Annotated in this window: 14 protein-coding genes and 3 tRNA genes; 14 read left to right on the forward strand and 3 right to left on the reverse strand. The window is 41.2% G+C overall.

Annotated elements, in window-relative coordinates; all coding sequences use genetic code 11:
* Positions 1-32 precede the first annotated feature (32 nt).
* Positions 33-1,295 (forward strand): tetratricopeptide repeat protein, encoded by a 1,263-nt coding sequence (locus WAA86_RS05965; RefSeq protein WP_337300079.1) that lies wholly within the window; start codon positions 33-35, stop codon positions 1,293-1,295.
* A gap of 54 nt (positions 1,296-1,349) precedes the next feature.
* Here the strand turns inward: WAA86_RS05965 and WAA86_RS05970 are convergent, their stop codons facing one another.
* Both WAA86_RS05970 and WAA86_RS05975 read right to left on the reverse strand, forming a co-directional pair.
* Positions 1,350-2,102, reverse strand: a complete 753-nt coding sequence (locus tag WAA86_RS05970) for a C40 family peptidase (protein WP_337300080.1) — start codon at positions 2,100-2,102, stop codon at positions 1,350-1,352.
* A 22-nt stretch (positions 2,103-2,124) separates the two neighbouring features.
* A complete protein-coding gene (locus WAA86_RS05975; RefSeq protein ID WP_337300081.1) occupies positions 2,125-3,300 on the reverse strand; it encodes an acetyl-CoA C-acyltransferase in 1,176 nt (391 codons plus the stop codon).
* Between the two features lie 120 nt (positions 3,301-3,420).
* Between WAA86_RS05975 and WAA86_RS05980 the strand changes: the two genes are divergently transcribed.
* The 12 genes from WAA86_RS05980 (at position 3,421) to WAA86_RS06035 (ending at position 21,130) form a co-directional block, all read left to right on the forward strand.
* The gene (locus WAA86_RS05980) at positions 3,421-5,466 is read left to right on the forward strand and encodes an HD family phosphohydrolase (RefSeq protein WP_337300082.1); all 2,046 of its coding nucleotides are present in this window, start codon (positions 3,421-3,423) and stop codon (positions 5,464-5,466) included.
* A gap of 114 nt (positions 5,467-5,580) precedes the next feature.
* Positions 5,581-5,664: transfer RNA gene (locus WAA86_RS05985), tRNA-Ser, on the forward strand.
* 51 nt (positions 5,665-5,715) lie between these two features.
* A tRNA-Pro gene (locus WAA86_RS05990) sits at positions 5,716-5,790 on the forward strand.
* Positions 5,791-5,794: 4 nt separating this feature from the next.
* A tRNA-Arg gene (locus WAA86_RS05995) sits at positions 5,795-5,868 on the forward strand.
* Positions 5,869-6,173: 305 nt separating this feature from the next.
* Positions 6,174-8,936 (forward strand): helix-turn-helix and ligand-binding sensor domain-containing protein, encoded by a 2,763-nt coding sequence (locus WAA86_RS06000; RefSeq protein WP_337300083.1) that lies wholly within the window; start codon positions 6,174-6,176, stop codon positions 8,934-8,936.
* Between the two features lie 246 nt (positions 8,937-9,182).
* A complete protein-coding gene (locus WAA86_RS06005) occupies positions 9,183-12,197 on the forward strand; it encodes a SusC/RagA family TonB-linked outer membrane protein (protein ID WP_337300084.1) in 3,015 nt (1,004 codons plus the stop codon).
* Between the two features lie 10 nt (positions 12,198-12,207).
* Positions 12,208-13,746 carry a RagB/SusD family nutrient uptake outer membrane protein gene (locus WAA86_RS06010; RefSeq protein ID WP_337300085.1) on the forward strand — a complete coding sequence of 513 codons (1,539 nt, stop codon included), beginning with the start codon at positions 12,208-12,210 and terminating at the stop codon, positions 13,744-13,746.
* Between the two features lie 22 nt (positions 13,747-13,768).
* The gene (locus WAA86_RS06015; RefSeq protein WP_337300086.1) at positions 13,769-15,520 is read left to right on the forward strand and encodes a LamG-like jellyroll fold domain-containing protein; all 1,752 of its coding nucleotides are present in this window, start codon (positions 13,769-13,771) and stop codon (positions 15,518-15,520) included.
* A gap of 32 nt (positions 15,521-15,552) precedes the next feature.
* Positions 15,553-16,926: a glucoamylase family protein gene (locus tag WAA86_RS06020; RefSeq protein ID WP_337300087.1), complete on the forward strand. Its 1,374-nt coding sequence runs from the start codon at positions 15,553-15,555 to the stop codon at positions 16,924-16,926.
* Positions 16,919-18,295, forward strand: coding sequence for a glucoamylase family protein (locus WAA86_RS06025; RefSeq protein WP_337300088.1), 1,377 nt, complete (start codon positions 16,919-16,921; stop codon positions 18,293-18,295). The genes WAA86_RS06020 and WAA86_RS06025 overlap by 8 nt, the downstream gene beginning before the upstream one ends.
* Positions 18,296-18,509: 214 nt before the next feature.
* Positions 18,510-20,273, forward strand: coding sequence for a discoidin domain-containing protein (locus tag WAA86_RS06030; RefSeq protein WP_337300089.1), 1,764 nt, complete (start codon positions 18,510-18,512; stop codon positions 20,271-20,273).
* A 65-nt stretch (positions 20,274-20,338) separates the two neighbouring features.
* Positions 20,339-21,130, forward strand: coding sequence for a prolyl oligopeptidase family serine peptidase (locus tag WAA86_RS06035; RefSeq protein ID WP_337300090.1), 792 nt, complete (start codon positions 20,339-20,341; stop codon positions 21,128-21,130).
* A gap of 37 nt (positions 21,131-21,167) precedes the next feature.
* Here WAA86_RS06035 and WAA86_RS06040 read toward each other — a convergent pair whose 3' ends face one another.
* Positions 21,168-22,139, reverse strand: coding sequence for a bile acid:sodium symporter family protein (locus WAA86_RS06040; RefSeq protein WP_337300091.1), 972 nt, complete (start codon positions 22,137-22,139; stop codon positions 21,168-21,170).
* 303 nt (positions 22,140-22,442) lie between these two features.
* Between WAA86_RS06040 and WAA86_RS06045 the strand changes: the two genes are divergently transcribed.
* Entirely contained in the window at positions 22,443-23,165 is a 723-nt protein-coding gene (locus WAA86_RS06045; RefSeq protein ID WP_337300092.1) for a dienelactone hydrolase family protein, read from the forward strand.
* The last annotated feature ends 74 nt before the right edge of the window (positions 23,166-23,239 follow it).

The raw sequence follows: 23,239 nt of genomic DNA on the forward strand, positions 1-23,239 counted from the left end.
TTAAACACACAATAACTATTAATACATTGAAAATGAAAACTAAATTTTTAATACTTGCGGCCTTATCGTATTCTTTGGTCGGATTTTCGCAAAAAAATGAAATAAAGTCTGCTGAAAAAGCATTGAAGTCTGGTGACGCCAAAGCGGCAAAAGCGGCTATTGAGAGTGCTGCTTCCTTAATTGGAAATGCAGATGAAAAAATGAAGGCAGAGTATTACCTCCTGAGAGGGGATATCTATAAAGATTTGGCCCAGAAGGGAGATGCTGCCGCATTTGATGTTGCTATCAAGGGATATAACGACCTAATTGCTTTGGAAGCCCAAACAGGAAAACAAAAATACACTGCAGAAGCACAGCAAAAATTAAGCGCTATTTCTGCTGATCTGGTTAATTCTGCCGTAACGGACAATCAAGAAAAGCGTTTTAAGGAAGCTGGTGAAAAGTTGTACATGAGCTATAACTTAAGTAAGAAGGACACCATTTATCTTTATTATGCAGCGAGCAGTGCTGTTAACGGAGGTCACTACGAGCAGGCCCTTACCTACTACAATGAGTTGAAGGACTTGGGTTATAATGGTAGCGAAATGAAATATTCTGCCGTTAATATTGAGACGGGAGAAGTTGAGGAGATGGCCAAAAATCAAAGAGATCTAATGGTAAAATCTGGGACCTATAAGGACCCAAAGGATGAAAAAACACCTTCTAAGAGCTCTGAGATCGTTAAGAACATTGCTTTGATCTATACTCAATTGGGACAGGACGATAAAGCTTTGGAGGCTTACAAAGATGCAAGGGCAAATGATCCTACAGATGTAAATCTAATTTTGAACGAAGCCAATTTGTATTTCAAATTAGGGGATAAGGAAAAGTTCAAGGCATTGATGGCAGAGGCTACTGAGGTGGCTCCGGATAATCCAGATCTTTTTTACAACATTGGAGTAATCAATATGGAGCAAGGAAATATGGAAGAGGCAAGGGCTGCTTATAAGCGTGCTTTGGAAATCAACCCTGGGTATGTAAATGCCCAATTGAACTTGTCCACTACCTATGTGAACGAAGGAAACGGTCTAATCGATGACATGAACAAGTTGGGTAACTCTAAGGCTGATATCGCCAAATACAATGAGTTAAAAGAGAAAAAGGATAGCTTGTTCAAAGAAGGAGCCGCTGTATTGGAGGCTGCTTTGAAAATGAATCCTGATAACCAAGGAATATTGACACAATTGAAAAACATCTACGGTGCCTTGGGTGACAATGAAAACTTTATGAGAATGAAGAAGCTATTGGGAGAATAATCCTGATATCAATAATAAAAGAAAAAGCCTTCGAAAATTCGAAGGCTTTTTTTATTAGATGATTTTTTTGATGACCCGGAGTTGATGGGTGTAACTTCTTGTTTCCGCATTGAAAATCCCGGTGTGATCTATGCGGTCAATTCTTACCTTGCCCTGGGCGTGGATGACATAATTGTTGGGCATGATGATTCCTACATGGTCAATAACTCCCTCATTGTTGTCGAAAAAGGCCAGATCTCCAGCTTCGCTTTCTTCAATAAAACTTAAAGGCTCTCCTTGTGAAGCCTGTTGGGAAGCTGTACGGAGCAGCTGGTAACCGTTAATTTTATAGACCATCTGGGTAAGGCCAGAGGCATCAATTCCAAAAGGGGTTTTACCGCCCCATAAATATGGTGTGTTCAAGTATAAAAGAGCAGTGTCCAATAGGGTGCTTTTGTCGTTGACACCCTCAATATAATTTCCATCGAATTGATGGGCTACCAAATCTATGTTCTGTATGGTGGATCCAATTACTATGGGAATCAGCATATCGCTTTCCGTGCTTACAAAGGAAACGAGATCGGACGTATTTTTTATAGGGCTATTGGTATGGGCCGTTTGGTAATCTTCCTCCGAGATCAAGACCATCTGATTGTTGCTTATCCACCCCTCGGTAGCATCAAACGCAATACGGATTTTACTCCAATATTTTCGTTGCTCCAAAACCTTAAAATGGTCTCCGTACAAAAGTTGCGTGACCATTTCGCTGACATCATCGGCGATAGCTCTTACAGGAACAATACTCAGGTGGCAAATACCGTATTGCATAAATTTGCTTTACAGAAATAAATTATTTTTTCTCCAATACAATTGCTGAAGCACCACCACCACCATTACAAATAGCCGCTGCACCTATCTTACCGTTGTTCTGTTCCATAACGCTTAATAGGGTTATGATAATCCTGGCTCCGGAGCATCCCAATGGGTGACCCAAGGACACAGCGCCTCCATTGACATTTACGTTGGCATCTGTCAATCCAAGGATTTTCATATTGGCCAAACCTACAACGGCAAAGGCTTCATTGAATTCAAAATAATCTACTTGATCTTTGGTAATACCTGCTTTGGCCAAGGCTTTTGGTAGGGCTTTGGATGGTGCCGTGGTGAACCATTTTGGTTCCTGGGCAGCATCTGCATAACTTTTTATGGTGGCCAATGGCGTTAAGTTTAATTCTTTGGCCTTATCGGCACTCATCAATACCAAGGCTGCGGCACCGTCATTTATGGTGGAAGCGTTGGCGGCCGTAACCGTGCCATCTTTTGAGAACGCAGGTCTTAGGGTCGGTATTTTGTCCAAACGAACGTTCTTGTATTCTTCATCTTCATTTACGATTACAGGCTCTCCCCTGCGCTGAGGTACCTCTACGGGGACCACCTCATTATTGAATTTTCCGGCCTTCCAGGCAGCGGCAGATCTTTCATAAGACTGCACGGCATAGGCATCCTGATCTTCCCTTGAGAATTTATATTCCGTAGCGCAGGCATCTGCACAAGTACCCATGGCATTTTGGTCATAGGCATCTACCAGACCATCCTTTTGCATCCCATCTATTAAAGTGGTAGGTCCAAATTTCTGTCCATTTCTCATATGAACATAATGAGGTATGGAGCTCATGTTTTCCATTCCTCCGGCAACAATGATGGAAGCATCCCCAAGAGCAATACTTTGAGCGGCCTGCATAACGGTCTTCATTCCGGAAGCACATACCTTATTTACTGTGGTACATGGAACGGTGTCCGGAATCCCGGCAAAAATAGCTGCTTGTCTGGCGGGAGCTTGTCCCGTTCCAGCCTGCACCACATTGCCCATTAAAACCTCTTCGACCAACTTCGGGTCCAAATTGATTTTATCCAAGGCCCCTTTGATCGCGATGGCGCCCAATTTTGGAGCTGGAATACTGGATAATGCCCCCATAAAACTGCCTATGGGAGTTCTGGCAACAGATACAATAACTACTTCTTTCATGTCTAATTTTATAAATGATATTGCGAAATTAATAAATTAAAGCGCAAAGAACATGGTTCTATTGGTAAAAGCCTTTTTTAAATATATATTTTTCTATTTTTGGTGCAGATACCAAGTTATATGAGGAAATTTTTAGATCGGCTTTACAAGAATCAATCACTCATATACAAGTATATTTTATATGCGATTTCCGTCTTCTTGGTCGTTTTCTTTTTTCCCAAAGGAGGTAAGTTCAAGTATGAGTTCCAAAAAGGAAAACCTTGGCAGTATGATAACCTCTATGCCCCGTTTGATTTTTCCATCAAAAAAACCGATGAGGAAATAGCCAAGGAAAAGCTGGCCATCCAAGCCAATCTTATCGACTACTACGACTATGATGAGGATTTGCAAAAAGAGGTCTATTATGCTTTCGAAAGAAAGTTTGACACCCTTTTTTCCGGGTACAAACTAAAAATGGGCCAATTTACCTCCCTTAAAAAGGCAGGATATGAAATATTGGATGAGATCTATGGCCATGGCGTTCTTAAGTCGAACGGCATCAATACGAAGGACAATCTTTATCTGGTGAAGGGCAATGAGGCCAAAAGGCTCAATTACTCTGATTTTTATAAGTTACAGGAAATTGCCGATCTTGTTGATAGGGAACTGGGCCAAAGAGGTCTCGGCAAATTTTCACCCCAATATCAAGAATTGTTCTTTGAAGTCATTAAGCCAAATGTTTTTTATGATGAGAACCTATCTCAGAAGGAGCTGGAAAATGAATTTTCTGAACTCTCTACTACCCGTGGCAACATTGATGAGGGCAAACTTATCATTGTAAAGGGGGAAGTTGTTGAAGCAGAAAACTTTAAGATTCTCAATTCTTTAAAGGAAGAATATGAATCTGAACTTTGGGCAGCCAACAATTATTATTTTATACTTTTCGGGTATATCGTTTTGGTGGCATTGGTGTTGCTGATGCTTCTTCTGTTCCTCAAAAAATATAGGCCGGTAACCTTTCGGAACAATACCAAGGTTACCTTTATCTTCTTCAACATTCTCCTCATGGTTTTTGTGACTACCTTGGTGGTCAAGTACGATGAAACCTATGTTTTTGTGGTTCCTTTGTGTATTCTTCCTTTGATCGTGAAGACCTTCTTTGATGCTCGTTTGGGCTTGTTTGTCCATGTGCTTACTGTGTTGATATTGGGGTTTGTTGTCCCGAACAGTTTTGAGTATATATTTCTTCAGATCATGGCAGGAATTGTTACCATTTTAACGGTGTCCGAACTTTATAAAAGGGCCAATCTGTTTATTTCGGTCACAGAGATCACCTTGATCTATATGGTGGGATATTTTGCCTTCCATATCATCCATGAGGGCAATTTGGATGATATACAGTGGTTGGTTTTTGGCCTTTTCCTCCTCAATGGTATGATCACCCTCTTTGTACAGCCTTTAATTTACATCTATGAAAAAATCTTCGGATTGGTGTCGGATGTATCACTTTTAGAGCTGTCGGATACCAATAGCAAACTGTTAAAGGAGCTTTCCAATAAAGCCCCGGGTACCTTTCACCATTCCTTACAGGTTGCTAATTTGGCAGAAGCAGCTGCGAACGAAATAGGGGCCAATGCCATGTTGGTCAGGGTGGGGGCATTGTATCATGATATCGGAAAAATGAACAACCCAACGTATTTTACCGAGAATCAGATTACCAATGTAAACCCCCATGACGAACTATTGCCCAAGGACAGTGCAAAGATCATTATTGATCATGTTATAGAAGGAGTGGAGATTGCAAGGAAGAACAATCTTCCAGATCGGGTGATAGATTTTATTAGGGTGCACCATGGGACAACCCTGGTATATTATTTTTACAAGAAGCAAATGGAAATGGAAGAGGGGGCGGATGAAACCGATTTTAGATATCCGGGGCCAATACCCTTTTCCAAGGAAACCGCTATATTAATGATGGCCGACTCCATAGAGGCGGCATCCAAAAGTTTGAAAAACCCTACTTTTTTGATCATTGATGAGTTTGTGAATAGGATCATTTCGGGTCAAATGAATGCAAATCAGTTCTTGAATGCGAATATTACCTTCAAGGAAATTGAGACCATTAAGAAGGTTATGAAGCAGAAACTCACTAATATCTACCATCTTAGGGTAGAGTACCCTGAATAGGATTTTGGTCGCGAAAAATATTCCGATAAAAAAAGTCAAAAAATAGTTGCGTTCTCGGATATGAAAAAGTACATTTGCAACCGCATTTTTATATGCGCGATCTTAAAGATTATTGGAGAGGTGCCGGAGTGGTAACGGAGCAGATTGCTAATCTGTCGACGGGTAACTGTCGCCAGGGTTCGAGTCCCTGTCTCTCCGCTTTTTTTTCTTTTAGATTTGACTTATTGACATATCCACATTGTCGGTTTTCGGGGTGTAGCGTAGCCCGGTTATCGCGCCTGCTTTGGGAGCAGGAGGCCGCAGGTTCGAATCCTGCCACCCCGACAATGGTCGCGTAGCTCAGCTGGATAGAGCATCTGCCTTCTAAGCAGACGGTCCCACGTTCGAATCGTGGCGCGATCACAAGAATATCAAGGCTTTCAGGAAACTGGAAGCCTTTCTTGTTTTTGGGGCTTTTCCTTTGAGCACCATTCCATGGGGGAACATCAAAATATAAATTAGAGACTTTTCTACCTCAAAATGCGTTCATTTCGCAGGATGGTGTGGTTTTGTTTGCATAGTTCGGCATTGGGCCTTTATCTTATCGTGAAATTCTCCAATAGTACTTTAGGTTAGACCTTTCTTATATAAACCAAGTTTTAGGGAACCGGCAATTATTTTGTTTTATTTACATTTACTTAAATAGCTACCAGTTATATTTAGGCCATATGAATTTACGAGTATTATTACTTCTGCTTACCCTGGGAATGTCCAATTTCTTAGGCGGACAGGAATTGTTGCCCCCTATTTATAATTATCCCATTTTTGAATACAATGCCGCTGGACAGAATTGGGGGCTGTCTGTTGACAAGGATGGGGAGTTATTTGTGGCAAATAATAAGGGTTTGCTACATTTCAACGGGGAGCAATGGAACCTTTATAGACTTCCCAACAAGACAGTCGTCCGTTCCGTAGTGATTATTGGGGACAAAATATATACCGGCTCCTATGAGGAATTTGGATACTGGGAAAAAAATGGGAAAGGCTCCTTGGAGTATAGTTCCCTGACCCATTTGATCAGCGGTCACAAGTTCAATAGTGAAGAATTTTGGCAGATAGTTCCAAGTGGCAATGGTATTTACTTCAGATCATTTTCAAGAATCTATAAATATCAAGATGATAGTATCCAAGTAATCAATCCATATACAGTTGTTACCAATTTAATAGATTTTAATGGAGATATAATCGTTGTGGATAATGATAGCGGAATCTATAGATTGTCTCAAAATCAACTACTTCCAATTATCGATAATAGTCAACTTGGCAATGCCCAAATTGTAGATCTGATTCCATTCAATGATGGGCTGCTCCTAGGGACCAAGCAAAAAGGCTGTTTCCTATTGAAAGACGACGAACTTAGCCCGTGGGGCCCTAGTCTGACTTCCATTTTAAATCAACACCAATTGAACAAGATGATACAGCTATCTGATGGTAAGCTTGCATTTGGTACCATAAAAAGGGGAGTGTATATATATGACAGCGATACGGAAAAGGTGGAAAACATCAAAAGGGAGACTGGACTTCAAAACAATACCGTACTCTCCATGATAGCGCATAAGGGGCAATTGTGGTTAGGGCTAGACAATGGCATAGACAGAGTTCAATTGGATGCGCCAATTACCTACTTTACGGACCATACAGGTGTTCTGGGGACTGTATATGACATGGCATTTTACAGAGGGACACTTTTTTTGGGCAGTAACACGGGAGTTTATTATTTCAAGGATGACGAACTTAAATTTGTGAAGGGTTCCCAGGGGCACGTATGGGACTTACAGGTTATTGGTGATGAACTTTTTTGTGGCCACAATTCTGGTACGTTTAAGGTTGATAAAGATAAATTTGAGTCCGTATTTGGGTTATCCGGAGGATATACCATGGTCAAGATTCCGGAAAAGGGCAATTCTTATCTCCAGGGAACTTATAACGGTATTGTTCATTATGAAAAAGATGATAGTGGAAGGTGGAGTTCCTTGCGGGTTGTAGGTTTGAATTTCCCAATAAAACAATTGAATTTCGAAAATCCAAATACCTTATGGGTTGCCCATCCATATAAAGGATTGTACAGGGTTAAGATTGATAAGGACTATAGCTTTATAAAAGAGGATGATATCCAAGTTTTTGATCAGGGAGAAATTCCAAATAACTTTAATGTTAAACTGTATAACATTAAAAACCAAATAGTCATTCGCAGTGACGGACAGTGGTTTAAATACGAGCCCATTGTGGGGAAAATTACAAGGTTTGATGAGTTTGGGCCATTTGCCAACAAAGATCTGGTAAGCTATGATGAGAACCATTTTTGGTTTATTGACAATGAAGGAAACAAGGAAATAATATTTACGGATCTTAACAAGGACAATCTGATGATTGCTGGGAATCAATTGGTAAGAAGGTTGGTTCCTGATTCAGAAAATGTCATGAAACAAAATGACTCCATATATTATTTTACTCTTGGGGATGGCTTTGGAAAGCTTAATCTTAAAAAATTAAAGAGCAATCTTGAAAATGATAAGATCCCGTCCCCCAAACTGAGCTTCTTCAAAGATCAAGATACTTTGCATACATTAACGGGAAAGCCAATTTCTATTGGGTTTGTTCCTGCTCGGGAGCTCACTATTCAAGTGGCATCTCCTTTGATTGCCCAACCCCGTTATTATTACGTACTCAATGGAGCTGAAGAACAGGCTAAATATACTGACAATGGCACACTAAGATTCCAAAATCTGCCCTTTGGAAAATATAGTCTAGAGGTGTATACGGTTAACATCGATAATGAAAAATCCCTTCCCTTGGAAATTTCCTTTGAAATAGCCCCGCCATGGTATTGGTCCGATATCTGTATTGTGGCCTATGTACTGGTCATTGTTTTGTTTTTATTTTCAATCAGGAAATATAACCGCAAAAAATTAGCGAGAGAGCAGGGTAAGCTGTTGGAGCGTATCAATAAAGAGCAAGAAGAGCGGTTGCAGGAACTTGAAAAGGAAAAATTGGCCAAGGAAGTACGGCAGAAACAAAAAGAACTGGCAGGGAGTATTTTGAATGTGACCAAAAAGAATGAGCTGATCCTGGAACTAAAAAGTATCCTTTTGCTGAACAAGGATAAATTTGGTAACCAAAAAAAGTATAGATCATTCATTAAGAAATTGGATGACTCTATTAATAATGATGAGGATTGGAAAAGATTTGAAATAAATTTCAAAGAACTCCACGAGGACTTCTTTGAAAGATTGCTTGAATCCTTCCCAGAGTTAACGCCCAAGGACCTCAAATTATGTGCCTATTTAAAAATGAACCATTCATCAAAGGAAATAGCTCCACTGATGGGCATCTCAACAAGAGGGGTGGAGATACATCGTTATAGGTTGCGGAAAAAATTGGGTCTGGATGCTGACCAAAACATTTCCAACTTTCTAATCACCTTTAAATAAGGGGTATAGGTCCTTAGTTTAATTCGGTTTGTTATCTCAGAATAAGTTAATATCTCACTACATCATTACTACATCAAACCATTAATTATTAACATAATTTTTTATTTTTTACTACAGCAAGTCCAATAAACATGGGCATTTATGGACTTCAAACCATGATGATGTAGTTTTTATGTATGGTATTAATAATTGCAAGGGGGTCATTTTGTTAATTTAGCAGAAAACCAATACAATTATTATAACATCATGAAAATACGGGGTATACTTTTATTATTCACATTTCTTATGTTCCAAGCAGCGGCCTTTGCGCAAAACAACATTACCATTCGTGGAAGTGTTGAAGATACAGAGGGTGTTCCATTGCCTGGAGCGAGTATTGTTGTGAAGGGAACACAACAAGGGACACAAACTGATTTTGATGGGAACTTTATCTTGGATAATGTATCGCCATCGGCATCATTGGTCATTAGTTATATTGGTTTTATAACCAAGGAGATGGCCGTTGCTGGTAAAACTTCACTTAGCATTGTATTGGAGGCAGATGCCCAGGCATTGGACGAAGTGGTCCTTATAGGTTATGGATCCATGAAATCCAAAGATCTTACCTCTGCCATTACTACCATTAAATCTGAGGAGTTGGCGGCAACTCCAACAGGACAGGCCATGCAGGCCCTACAGGGCAAAGTGGCAGGATTGCAGGTCATCAATAGTGGAGGTCCTGGACAGTCCCCTACCATTAGGGTGAGGGGTATTGGGTCTTATGATTCTGGAGCATCAGGTCCTCTTTACGTGGTAGATGGGATGTTCTTTGACAACATAGATTTTTTGAACACAGCTGATATTACATCCATATCCATTTTAAAGGATGCTTCTGCTGCGGCCATTTATGGGGTGCGGGCTGCCAATGGTGTTGTTCTGATTGAAACAAAATCCGGTACATACAACAAGAAAGCTGAAATCACTTATGATGGTTATACAGGTTATCAAGTGGCCCAGAATGTACTGAAGGTCGCCAATGCGGAGCAGTTTACGACCATTGCGCTCGAATCTGGATCTGCACCCGACGCCCAATTTATCTTAAATGCCATGCAGCGTTATGGTCGTAGTAGGGTGAATCCAAATGTTCCTGATGTCAATACAGATTGGTATGATGAGATCATGAGGACGGCGCCCATCCAAAACCACAGTTTTGGGGTGACAGGAGGAAGTGAGGATGCTACCTATGCTATTGGAGCCAACTACTTTAGTCAAGAAGGAATATTGAAAATGCGCAATGAATATGAGCGTTTCAACCTAAGGAGTAAAATCGATTTTAAAGTCAATGATTGGTTGACGGTAGGTGGAAATACGGTTATCAGTAATGCTACTCGGTATGATGCGGAGGACTCCGCTTGGAGACAGGCTTATTTCGCCGTGCCGATTTTACCGGTATTGGACCCATTAAATACAGATGCAACTCCAATTGCTTATGCCAACGCACAGGATTTGGGTTATAGAGGGGGGCAAAACCCTTTCCCAACCTTGGATTTCAGTGAGAACCGTTCTAAAATTAGGAATGTACTGGCTAATTTTTATGCTCAGTTTGAATTGGTTCCTGACAAACTAACTTTTAAAACGGCCTACAATCATAACTTTGAAACTAGGGAAAAAAGGGAAGTCCGATTGCCTTTCTTTATTGGAAATAACTTCCAAAGGGAAGATGCATCCTTGTTCAAGGGCAATGAGACCTATTCCAATCAGATTTGGGACAATACCTTGACCTATACCGATTCTTTTGGCAAACATAATTTGAGTGTCCTATTGGGTGGTTCTTTCAGAGACGAATCGTTTGAACAATTGAGGGCGAGAGGCTTGAATTTTCCGTTATCGGGAGAAGAGGCATACTATCTGGATCTGGCGCAAACCATTGTAAATGAGGATGTAGGTGATGATGGTAGACGTGAATACGGATTGTCGTATTTTAGTAGGGTATCCTATAACTACGACAATAAATATTTGTTGTACGGAACGTTTCGTGCGGACGGCACAAACAAGTATCAAGAGAAGTGGGGGTATTTCCCGACCATTGGTGCAGGATGGGTCCTTTCTGAAGAGTCTTTTATGGAGGACAATGGATTGTTCGACTTTCTAAAGTTAAGGGGAAGTTGGGGTCAGTTGGGGAACGACAATGTGCCGGGAAGTGAGGGTTCCATTACCTCGCAAGTCGTAACGACGGCTCTTGGTGACACCATGTTTAGCGGCGTAAGTACAAGTAGCGATTTTACATCCTTAAAATGGGAGGTGACAGAAGAAATCAATGCTGGGTTGTCTGCTGCCATATTCAATAATCAATTATCCATTGAGGCAGATTATTACGTGAGGGATACCAAAGATGCGATCATTCCGGTCCAGCGACCATTGATTCCGGGAAGTATAAGAAAAAATGTTGGGGAAATTAGAAACTCCGGATTTGAGTTGGCCTTAAATTGGAACAAAAAGGTAAATGACGATTTTACATATAGTATTGGAGGAAATTTCTCAACATTGAAAAATGAAGTTCTTGATTTGGGGGGGCAAGCATTTATAGATGCGGGAACTGCAGAGTTTCGTCAAAGATCTATCATTGGTGAATCTATATTTGCCTTCTATGGTAGAGAAATAGCCGGTGTTTACCAAAATGACGCTGAAATTCAGGCAGATCCTGTAGCCGTGGCCAATAACTTGGCTCCCGGAGATTTTAAGTATAAGGATTTGGATGGAAATGGTGAAATCAATGATGATGACAGAACCGTTTTAGGATCCTTTTTGCCTTCCTATTCTTTTGGTTTCAATATAGGGGTGGCCTATAAAGGTTTTGATCTCTCTGCCAGTGCAATTGGACAAGGCGGCAATAAAATTTTGAACAGAAAACGAGGTGAAGTAATCTTTACCAATGACACCAATATAGATAGGGACTTTGCTATAAATCGTTGGCATGGGGAGGGGACATCCAATAGTTATCCTTCAGCAGCAGGAATCAGAAAAGGATGGAACCAAAGATTAAATGATTATTTTATTGAAGATGGAGACTTTTTTAGGATTCAAAATATCACGTTTGGTTACACCATCAACAAAAAGAAAACAAATCCAAACTTGCCCGATATCAGGCTTTATGTTACTGCGGAAAAACCATTGACCGTGTTTAGCTATAATGGATTCAATCCAGAGGTACCCAACGGAGTAGATAATCAGACTTATCCTATACCATCAGTATACACTTTTGGAGTTAATATTAAAATTTAAAAAAACGACTATGAAACTGTTTACAAAAAAAATCATTTTAACCCTAATGGCATCCGCAGGATTTGCCATGGTTGGGTGTACTGACAAATTGGAAGAACCTGAATTGAACAACAATTTTGCCGGAGGTACAGATTTCACCAAGACGGAGGATATGAAGCTTTCCATAATCGGGGTGTACGAGGCATTTCAATCCAGGGGATGGGAGCAGCCTTTGCTTATTTCCGTGAGAGGTGACGATGTAAATGCCGGTGGTTTGGGGGATCAGCAAGATTTTGCAAATACAGATCTCTTTGATTACAATAAAGATTATTGGATGTACAATTCCCTATGGGAGAATATCTATGTTGATGTTATTTCTGCCCATACTGGCATGGAACAAATAGAAAGATATCAAGAATTCGCAGATGAGGCCGGGGTTGCCCTTGGAGATCAATACATTGCAGAAGCAAAGGTGTTGCGCGCTATGATGCTTTTACAGATCTCTCAGGTATGGGGAGATGTATTCATTACTGAATCTTCGGATACCGGTGCACTTACGTCCCTGACAAGTGTGCCCACCCAACAAGAAGTAATGCAGCATATCTCCGATCAAATGGATGAGGCTATCCTTCATTTGCCAAATATGAGGCCCAACGAGCGAACAGATCTGCCAGGAGGCGTTACGGTTTATACGGCCTATGCTGTTAAGGCTTTGGCAAACCAAGAGTTGAAAAACTATCAGGCTGTGGCCGATGCTGCTGGGAAGATAATCAGCTCCGGGGCATTTAGTCTTTATCCTGATTATTATGAGCTGTTCAAAACACCTGGGAAATTGAGCAATGAAAGCATCCTTGATCTACAATATTCCGATTTTGGACAGGGTGAAGGGGATAGAGAAGCACACCTGTATGCGCCTTATGGTCCTCAAAACTGGACTCCAGCTGTCGAAGGTGCTTCCAGCGGATGGGGATTCTTTGAGCCAAGTATGAAGTTTATCAAATTTATGCTGGACAGGGGAGAGACTACTCGTTTAGAGACCAGTGTGTTATTTACAGACCGCGGTATTGCGGAATTGCAGTCCGATCCGAACTATGCCAACCTTCCAAACTTTGTATCCAATACAACAAGGGATGGTGATAAAATAGAAGATTATGCCAGGGCATTGTTTGCCAGTGGCAAGCACTATTTGCCTTCCAATCAATTAATTCCTGGAAGAACTGAATACGGGAGCAACAAAAATTTCCCAGTTATTAGATATGCAGAAGTTTTATTGATGTATGCCGAAGCTCTTGCACAGGGCGCCAGTGGAACCGGAATGACAGCAACCCAAGCGGTGAACCAAGTAAGGGCCCGAAGCAATATGCCTGCCTTGGCCGGAGTCACTTTGGACCAGGTATTGGAGGAGAAATTTGCAGAGCTCAGTATGGAATGGGGAAAGAGATATTTTGATATGATCCGATTGCAGCGATACAGTGAATTGAGCTATGACGGCAGAACATTCACAGAAGCCAAGACTTTCTTGCCCTATCCTCAGGCGCAAGTGGACCAGTTTCCAATTTTAGGTAATTAATTAAAGATTTAATTTGAACCAAATGAAAAATTTAAAACAACTTATTACATGTGTTGTCGTGCTCTTTCTTGCTTTCTCTTGTGATCAGGGAATTGATGGTATAACAGCAGTAGAGCCGGGTATAGATGAATCTGCACCAGCAATTAAGATTGTATCCCCCACGGAAGGCACCAAGATAAAAGTACCCCAGGTAGTAGCCTCGGTAACCATTGAAGTAGAAGTTACAGACGATATAGAAGTGGCCAATGTGGAGGTGATGATGGACGATATCACTATAGCTAATTTCAATGAATTTAAGGATTACAGACGCGTACTGATCAAGGATCTTGTTTACAATGAGGTCAGGGATGGTAGCCATGTCCTTAAAGTTGCCGCAACCGATATTGAGGGTAAGACTACGGTTGCTACGGTGACATTTGAAAAGGAGCCTGCGTATACCCCGCTGTTTGCCGGAGAAGTGCTGTACATGCCCTTTGATGGGGATTATGTTGATCTAATTGGGTTAAAGGCCGCAACTAAGACTGGAACACCAACTTTTGCTGGGCAGGCGGTCATTGGGGCCAATGCCTATAAAGGTGCAGAAGATTCATATTTAAACTATCCTACGGCAGGGTTGTTGGGTACAGAATTTACTGCCTCATTTTGGTATAAGGTCAATGCCAGTCCGGATAGGGCAGGTCTCTTGGTGATCGGCGACAACCCTGATGATCGCAATCAGGGCTTTAGATTATTCAGAGAAGGAAATGGTGCCTCCCAAACAATTAAATTGAATGTGGGTACAGGAAATGGAGAAAGCTGGAATGATGGGGGTGTATTGGATGTGGCTGCAGGAGAATGGGTGCATATTGCCTTTGCTATATCTGCCACGAAAAGCACCATTTTCTTTAATGGCGTCGAAATGCGTTCAGCGACCTTATCCGCTCCTGTTGATTGGACAGGTTGTGAAAACATGGTTATTGGAGCAGGGGGGGATACCTTTAGTTACTGGAACCATTTATCGGACAGAAGTGCCATGGACGAACTTAGGGTGTTCAATAAGGCCTTAACTGCTGCAGAGATCCAGAACATGATCAATGTGACCAACCCTTACACCGGTAAATATGATGGTGAGATGTTCTATTTGCCTTTTGACGGGAACAACAAAAACTTGTTCAATGGCCAGGAGGCAGCTGTGGTGGGAACGCCGGGCGTTGCCGGAGAGGGAATAAGTGGTTCTGAAGCCTATGCTGGAGCGGCCAATTCATATTTGACCTTTCCCACCGATAACCTTAAAACCGAAGAATTTAGTGCCAGTTTCTGGTACAAGGTAAATGCTTCTCCCGATAGGGCAGGTATTTTGGTCATGGGACCTCCAGATACAGAAAGGGCAGACTATCCGTCCGTTCAGAATTTGAGAACCAATGGGTTTAGATTCTTCAGAGAAGGAAGTACGTCAAATCAGATTTTCAAGTTGAATGTGGGCAATGGTACTGCAGACACTTGGATTGATGGCGGTGCGGCAGCTTCATTGGATCCGGCTAGTGCGGGATGGAAACATATTGCATTCACTATTTCTGGAGCGAAAGCTATTGTCTACATTGACGGGCTGCAGGTTGCCGAAGCCAATATCTCTGGAGTGGATTGGACCGGTTGCGACATTTTGTCCATTGGATCAGGTGCCCCAAGATTTACGGAATGGGGCCACTTGTCCGATCAAAGTTTTATTGATGAGCTCCGCTTGTTCAACAAGGCATTGACACCAGAGGAAGTACTGAACATAAGAAATGACGAATAATACATTTTCTTAAAAAACGAAACACAACTTTTATGAAATTTCAAGTATTGATATTGGCCCTAGCAACATTATTTGTTGGGTGCAAGGGCAATAATACACCCAAAACCGAAAAGGCAAAGACCAAGGAATCTTCCAAATTTGGAAACCTGTCCGATCTTGCCCTTTTGGATACGGTCCAGAAACAGACGTTTGAATATTTTTGGAGTGGCGCCGAGCCAACTTCAGGATTGGCAAGGGAACGCATCCATTTGGATGGTATTTATCCCTCAAATGACCAAGATGTCATCACCATTGGCGGTTCTGGTTTTGGGGTTATGGCCTTGTTGGTTGGGGTAGAACGTGGCTTTATATCCAAGGAGCAACTTACAGAGCGTATGTTGAGAATACTGGATTTCCTTGAAAAGGCAGATCGTTTTCATGGGGCTTGGCCACATTGGTTGCACCCGGACGGGTCTACTGCTCCCTTTTCCAAGATGGACGACGGTGGGGATTTGGTAGAGTCTGCTTTTATGATCCAGGGACTTCTTACCGTCAAAGAGTATTTTGATCAGTACACGGATAACCCACAAGGAAAAAATATAAGCGAAAGAATTCAACGGATCTGGGAGGAAGTAGAATGGGATTGGTATACTAAGGGCGGTGAAAATGTTTTGTATTGGCATTGGTCCCCAAAATTTGGATGGGATATGAATTTTCCTGTAGGCGGTTATAACGAAGCGCTTATCATGTACGTTTTGGCAGCATCGTCTCCCACGCACCCCATTAGTAAGGACGTTTACGAAAAGGGATGGGCCAGAAATGGTGCTATCGCAAAGGATACGGTGTATTATGGGCTTAATACGGAATTGGACCATTACGAGCATGATGCGGCACCCGTAGGTCCTTTGTTTTGGGCTCATTACTCTTATTTGGGCTTGAACCCGAATGGACTAAAGGATCAATATGGGGATTATTGGAAGCTCAACCAGAACCACGCCATGATACATTATAAACATGCCGTCGCAAATCCAAATAATTTTAAAGGTTATGGCAAAGACTGTTGGGGCCTGACATCAAGTTATTCAATGAATGGATACGCCGGACATAGGCCAGATCAAGATCTAGGGGTTATTTCACCAACAGCGGCACTCTCTTCTATGCCGTATACGCCATATCAAAGTTTGAATTTTTTACGCTACATGTACAAAGAACAAGATTCCTTGATTGGAAAATTTGGTCCTTATGATGCCTTTAGTTTGGAAAAAAATTGGTCCTTGCCACGTTATTTGGCCATTGATCAAGGTCCAATTCCTGTGATGATCGAAAATTATAGGACGGGACTATTGTGGGATCTATTTATGAGGAACGAAGAGGTGTTGGAAGGGTTGAAAAAATTAGGATTTACATATACCAACAAGAATGATTAGATATTGTTTTATACTTTCATTCCTATGGTTGGTGGCCTCTTGTAGTTCGCAGGATGATACAACACCTATTGGTGTTTCCGAGCTGCCAAAAAAACCTGAAGAACCTGTTGTGGTGCTGTCAGATACAGAACTTATGGATGTAGTGCAACGGGAAACTTTTAAATATTTTTGGGATTATGCTGATGCTGATTCGGGTGGAGCAAGGGAACGATTCCATCCCAGTGATCCAAACCTTGGAAAGTCCTTGGTTACCTCAGGGGGTACGGGCTTTGGATTGATGAGTATTTTGGTTGGCATAGAAAGAAATTATGTATCCAGGGCAGAGGCGGTAGAAAGGTTGTCAAAAATTCTAAACTTTTTGGAAAATGCTGATAGGTTCCACGGCGCTTGGCCGCACTGGATGAATGGAACTAATGGTAATGTGATACCCTTTAGTAATATGGATAATGGGGGGGATCTGGTAGAAACAGCCTTTTTGGTCCAAGGATTGATCTGTATAAAAGAATATTTTAAAACTGGGTCATCGGAAGAAAAAGTGTTGTCCCAAAAGGCAGATGTACTGTGGAAAGGGGTAGATTGGCAATGGTACACCAAGAATGAAAATACGTTGTATTGGCACTGGAGTCCATCCAACGGGTTTGCTATCAATATGCAGTTACAAGGTTACAATGAAACGTTGATCCCCTATGTTTTGGCTGCTGCCTCTCCAGATTATACAATTTCGCCAGAAGTTTATACCAATGGATGGGCATCCAATGGGGGTATAAAATCCAATAACGTCCAATATGGATATCCCTTGCTGTTAAAACATGCGGGGAGCGAAAATTATGGTGGCCCCCTTTTTTGGGCCCATTATTCATATTTGGGATTGAATCCAAAGGGGTTAACAGACCAATATGTCAATTATTGGGATGTCAATGTGAACCATACCATGATCAACTATAGTTATTGTGTGGCAAATCCAAATGGCTATGTGGACTATGGAAAGGATTGTTGGGGACTGACAGCAAGTTATACTAGGAACAACGATGGGGGAATAGGGTATAATGCCCATAGTCCTTCTAACGATACCGGAATAATCTCTCCTACGGCGGCGCTTAGTTCTATCCCATACGCCCCTGAAGAATCATTGGCTGCGATGCGATTTTTCTATAGCAAAAAAGATAAACTGATGGGGCCGGCTGGGTTTTATGACGCTTTCAGTCCAACTGACAATTATTGGGTGGCTGATGCTTACCTGGCCATAGATCAAGGTCCAATTGTTATCATGATCGAAAATTATAGATCGGGCCTATTGTGGCGTCTTTTTATGCAGAATGAAGAGGTGCAAAATGGTTTGGAAAAATTAGGTTTCAGTAGTACACCCTAAAAGAATAGGGCAATTGGCAATCTGAATTTTATTCAGTTGTTGTTCAAATAGACAATAGCACATAGTTCGCAGCTATTTTACATCTGGTAATAAGCAAGGTCCATATTTTTGGAGGATCTAACTATTTCTGGCTTTTAATGTATTGTTATATAACTTGTCCAATGGGGGTATTATAAAACTTATACCAAGGAATTAAATGAAAAAGAAATATTTTATGTTGAAACATATATCATGTTTATACTTGGCATTTTGTCTCGCAAATACCATAAATGCACAGGACTACAAGCAAAAGACCTATTGTAATCCCATTAATATAGATTACGGATACACCCCTTTTGAAAAGTTTTCCCAAGAGGGTAAGCATCGGGCAACTGCAGATCCGGTAATCGTAAATTTCAGGGAAAAGTATTTCTTGTTTTCCACCAATCAGGAAGGCTATTGGTGGAGTGGGAATATGCTGGATTGGAATTTTGTGTACCGAAAATTTTTATTGGATGATACCTATATCCATGACCTAAATGCTCCTGGAGTCTTTGTTATGAAGGATACCTTGTATGTGCATGGTTCTACCCATGAGAAAGATTTTCCGATCTGGAAAAGTGGTAATCCAACGGTGGACGATTGGAGTATAGCCGTAGACACATTAAATGTTGGCGCTTGGGATCCGGGTTTTTACTTTGATGAGGAACTGGACAGGCTTTTTTTATATTGGGGATCAAGCAATGAATTTCCTCTTCTCGGTACAGAATTGAATACTAAAACACTGCAATCCGATGGTTTTGTAAAGCCCATGATTACACTAAAACCAGAAGATCATGGTTGGGAAAGATTTGGTGAGTATAATGATAATACCTTCTTACAGCCCTTTATGGAAGGGGCCTCAGTCACCAAGCACAAAGGCAAGTATTACCTGCAATACGGTGCGCCTGCAACAGAGTTCAGTGGCTATGCAGATGGCGTTTATGTGAGTGACAACCCGTTGGATGGTTTTAAATATCAGTCGCATAATCCATTCTCGTATAAGCCCGGTGGTTTCGCCAGAGGTTCAGGTCATGGTTCTTCGTACCAAGACAATTTTGGAAATTGGTGGCATACGTCAACTTTGATCTTGGGGGTCAAAAATAATTTTGAACGCAGAATAGGAATTTGGCCCGCTGGTTTTGACAAGGATGATGTTATGTATTCCAATACTGCCTATGGGGATTATCCAACTTTTTTGCCCCATAACAATGCGGACCATATCAATGGCATGTTTGCCGGTTGGATGCTTTTAAATTATAACAAGCCTATTCAAGTTTCCTCGACCTTGGGAGGATACCAACCGAATTACAGTGTAGATGAGGATATGAAAACCTATTGGTCTGCGAAATCAGGCAATAAAGGCGAATGGATTCAATCAGACTTGGGTGAAATGTCAACGATCAATGCAATCCAAATCAATTTTGCCGATCAGGATGCGGAATTTAGGGGCAAGACCATGGGCAAATTTCACCAGTATATAATTTATATTTCAAATGATGGTAAAAATTGGAAGGTTTTAGTGGATAAACGTCAAAATAAAGCTGATGTTCCACACGATTATATAGAGCTGTCAAAACCTATTGAAGCACGTTATCTTAAATTGGAAAACAAGGCAATGCCTACTGGTAAATTTGCTATTAGTGGTTTCCGGATTTTTGGTAAAGGGCATTCTCAGAAACCTGGTGCAGTTGAAAAGTTTATGGTATTGCGTGCAGACCCCAATAAGCACGGTGAGCGTAGGAGTGCCTGGTTGAAATGGCAGCAAAATCCGCAGGCAGACGGCTATGTTATATATTTTGGAAAGGAAAAGGACAAATTATATGGAAGTATTATGGTTTACGGCCAAAACGATTACTTTTTCACAGGGATGGATAGAACAGATTCCTACTATTTTCAGATCGAAGCTTTTAACAATAATGGTATTTCTGAAAGGACAGAAACCATTTTCGTGAAGTGACGGCAGCCCTTATGCCGAAGGTCAATAAATAGTCAGTTTATTCTGGCATTAAAATTAATAGATCAATGAAATACAAAGATAGTTTAGTTGCTTTTTTAATTCTCATGGCTCCAATAATTGCGGTGGCCCAGATGTCTGAATTATATGAAAAGGAAATTTTCATAGATAAACAAGACACCTTACGTTACCGCATTATGTGGCCTGAAAATTTCAATGAGTCCAAAGAATATCCTTTAGTTCTATTTCTTCACGGGGCTGGGGAGCGGGGAAATGACAACACGAGCCAACTCGTTCACGGTAGTTCAATATTTGCTGATGAATACAATAGAAGAAATTATCCGGCTATTGTAATATTTCCTCAATGCCCAAAAGACGATTATTGGTCCAATGTAAAAGTGGATAGGAGTAGGACCGGAATAAAAAAATTCAAGTTTAAGGACCAAGGAACACCCACCAAGGCCATGGGTACATTATTGGAATTTATGGATGGAATGATGGACAAACCCTTTGTAAAAAAAGATCAATTATATGTGGCAGGACTTTCCATGGGGGGAATGGGTACTTTTGAGATACTCTCTAGAAGACCTGATCTTTTTGCTGCAGCCATGCCAATCTGTGGAGGTGGTAATCCCAAAAGTGTATCCGAATATGCCACAAACATACCTATTTGGGCATTTCATGGGGCCAAGGATGATGTTGTATCGCCCCTTTTTACTATAAAAATGATTGAAGAAATTATAGAGCAGGGCGGGACACCAAAATTTTCATTGTACGATACGGCCAACCATAATAGTTGGGATCCAGCTTTTGGTGAGCCTAATTTCTTATCCTGGCTCTTTTCCCATAAAAGAAACTAGTGCTCTAACCGGAAATCTTCTTCGATATAATGACGTTTCAATTTGATGCCGTTGCTCTCTTGTTGAATTTTTCCGCTATAAATGCTACGATCAATAGCTGTGAGATATGATAGATCATCACCGGTAAAATATAGATACTTGCGTTTATACTGTGCCCAAACATAATTTTGGCCATTACGGACCCATGGACCAAGGATTTTTTGGAACCACAGAATAGGGCCGTAACGCGATCTTCCGTGGAAAACCCAAGCTTTTTGGAAACTGTATTGACCACGAACATCACCAGGAGAAAGAGTGCAAGAATTGCCGCAAACAAAAGTAGGAGAACCTCAAGGCGCATACCTGAAAACAAATGGGCATTAAAGGACAAGCAAAAACTGGAATATACGATCAGAACGATGATTGTTTTGTCAAAATAACCAATCAAAGTACTTTTCTTTACTGCAAAATGACCAATCTTATGATGGAGCATGATTCCCAATGTCAGGGGAATGACAATTTGTAAAAGTAATTTGGTGATCACGGTAACAACAGAAACGCCTTGGGCGTCTTCCACCACCAAGCCGAGCCACAATGGAGTGAGGACCACCCCGATCAGCCCTGATAAACTGGCATTGAAAATGGCCGCAGGAATATTTCCCTTTGCAATGGAAACCATTACCACAGAGGACGATACAGTAGAAGGCAAAACAGCCAAAAAGAACATGCCCACCCATAAAAGGTCGGCAGTTTCACCATTCATCATCGGTCTAAAGGGCAGCACCAATAAGGGGAATAGTACAAATGTGCTAAGATGTATCAATAGGTGCAATTTATAATTGCGAACACCACTTCTAAACGTGTCCTTAGATAGCTTTAAACCGTAGAAAAAGAAAATAAGTCCAATCCCAATATCCGTAACTGTATTTAAATGGAGCCAACGAGATCCATTGGGAAAAATATAGGCAATGGGAATAGCGATCAATAAGGCCAGGATAAAGCCATTAAACTTGATTTTTTTAAAAAGCACGAAACTAATTTTTACGAGTTGACAATAGTGGATAAACCAAAGGGTCAAATGTAACGTATTTATGGCAATACAGTTAAAATTTGCAATGGCGGCATCGAGTGTGCCTTTAAAACGAAGAGTCTTAAAATGGCACCTTCATGACGGTTTGCACAATTGCAGTGGTAATATGTTGAATGATAATTCGGTATGAAATAATAGCGATCGTTTTTGCGACATGAAAATAGTTTTTTGAACTATGATTTTTAATTAAAACGGAAGCTTCTATTTTATACTTTTGTCGAAATTTTAGAGAACTAATAATCAATGAGTTTACGCCCAATTTTATTGCTGACCTTGCTACTGGTAATGTCCTTGTTACATGGCTGTAGTGCCCAATCGCAGCTTTTGGAAGACGAGCAGCAAACCATTACCATTGAAAACCTTAAATATTATTTATATTACCCACCAGGATATGAGGAGGCAAGTTCAGAAAAGTTTCCGTTACTTTTGTTTTTGCATGGAGGTGGAGATTCGGGGGATAGCATTGCTCGTGTAAAATCCAGTGGCCCTCCAAAACTTATTGCGGATGGTAAAGATTTTCCATTTTTGATTTTGGCTCCCCAAAACCCACATAAAAAGGAATGGTGGAATACCAAAGCAGTGGTTCAGTTATTGGACACCATTGTGGCCAACAACAATGTGGATACCAAAAGGATATACCTTACTGGATTGAGTAGGGGCGGAGGCGCTGCATGGCAATTGGCGGTTCAATACCCGGAAAAATTTGCGGCCATGGCTGTGGTTTGTGGAATGACTCCCGTACCCTATGCTGCATGGATCGATAAAAAAATGCCTATATGGGTATTTCATGGGGAAGAAGACAAGTCCATTCCGTTTTCGGAGTCCGTGCAAATGGTGGAAAGGCTCAGGGAAATGGGATATGATGTTAAGTTTACCAGATACAAAGGGGTTGGTCACAACTCTTGGACAAGAGCATATAACACCCCAGAACTTTACGATTGGTTTGTAGAGCAGAGTCGTAAGTAGTTTAAGCTTTCTCCTATTATTTTTCTAGCCTATAACGGGGAAGTCCTCCTTATGCTTTGTTTCTTCTCTAAAAG

This window comes from Sediminicola sp. 1XM1-17, assembly GCF_037203765.1.
Taxonomy (GTDB): domain Bacteria; phylum Bacteroidota; class Bacteroidia; order Flavobacteriales; family Flavobacteriaceae; genus Sediminicola.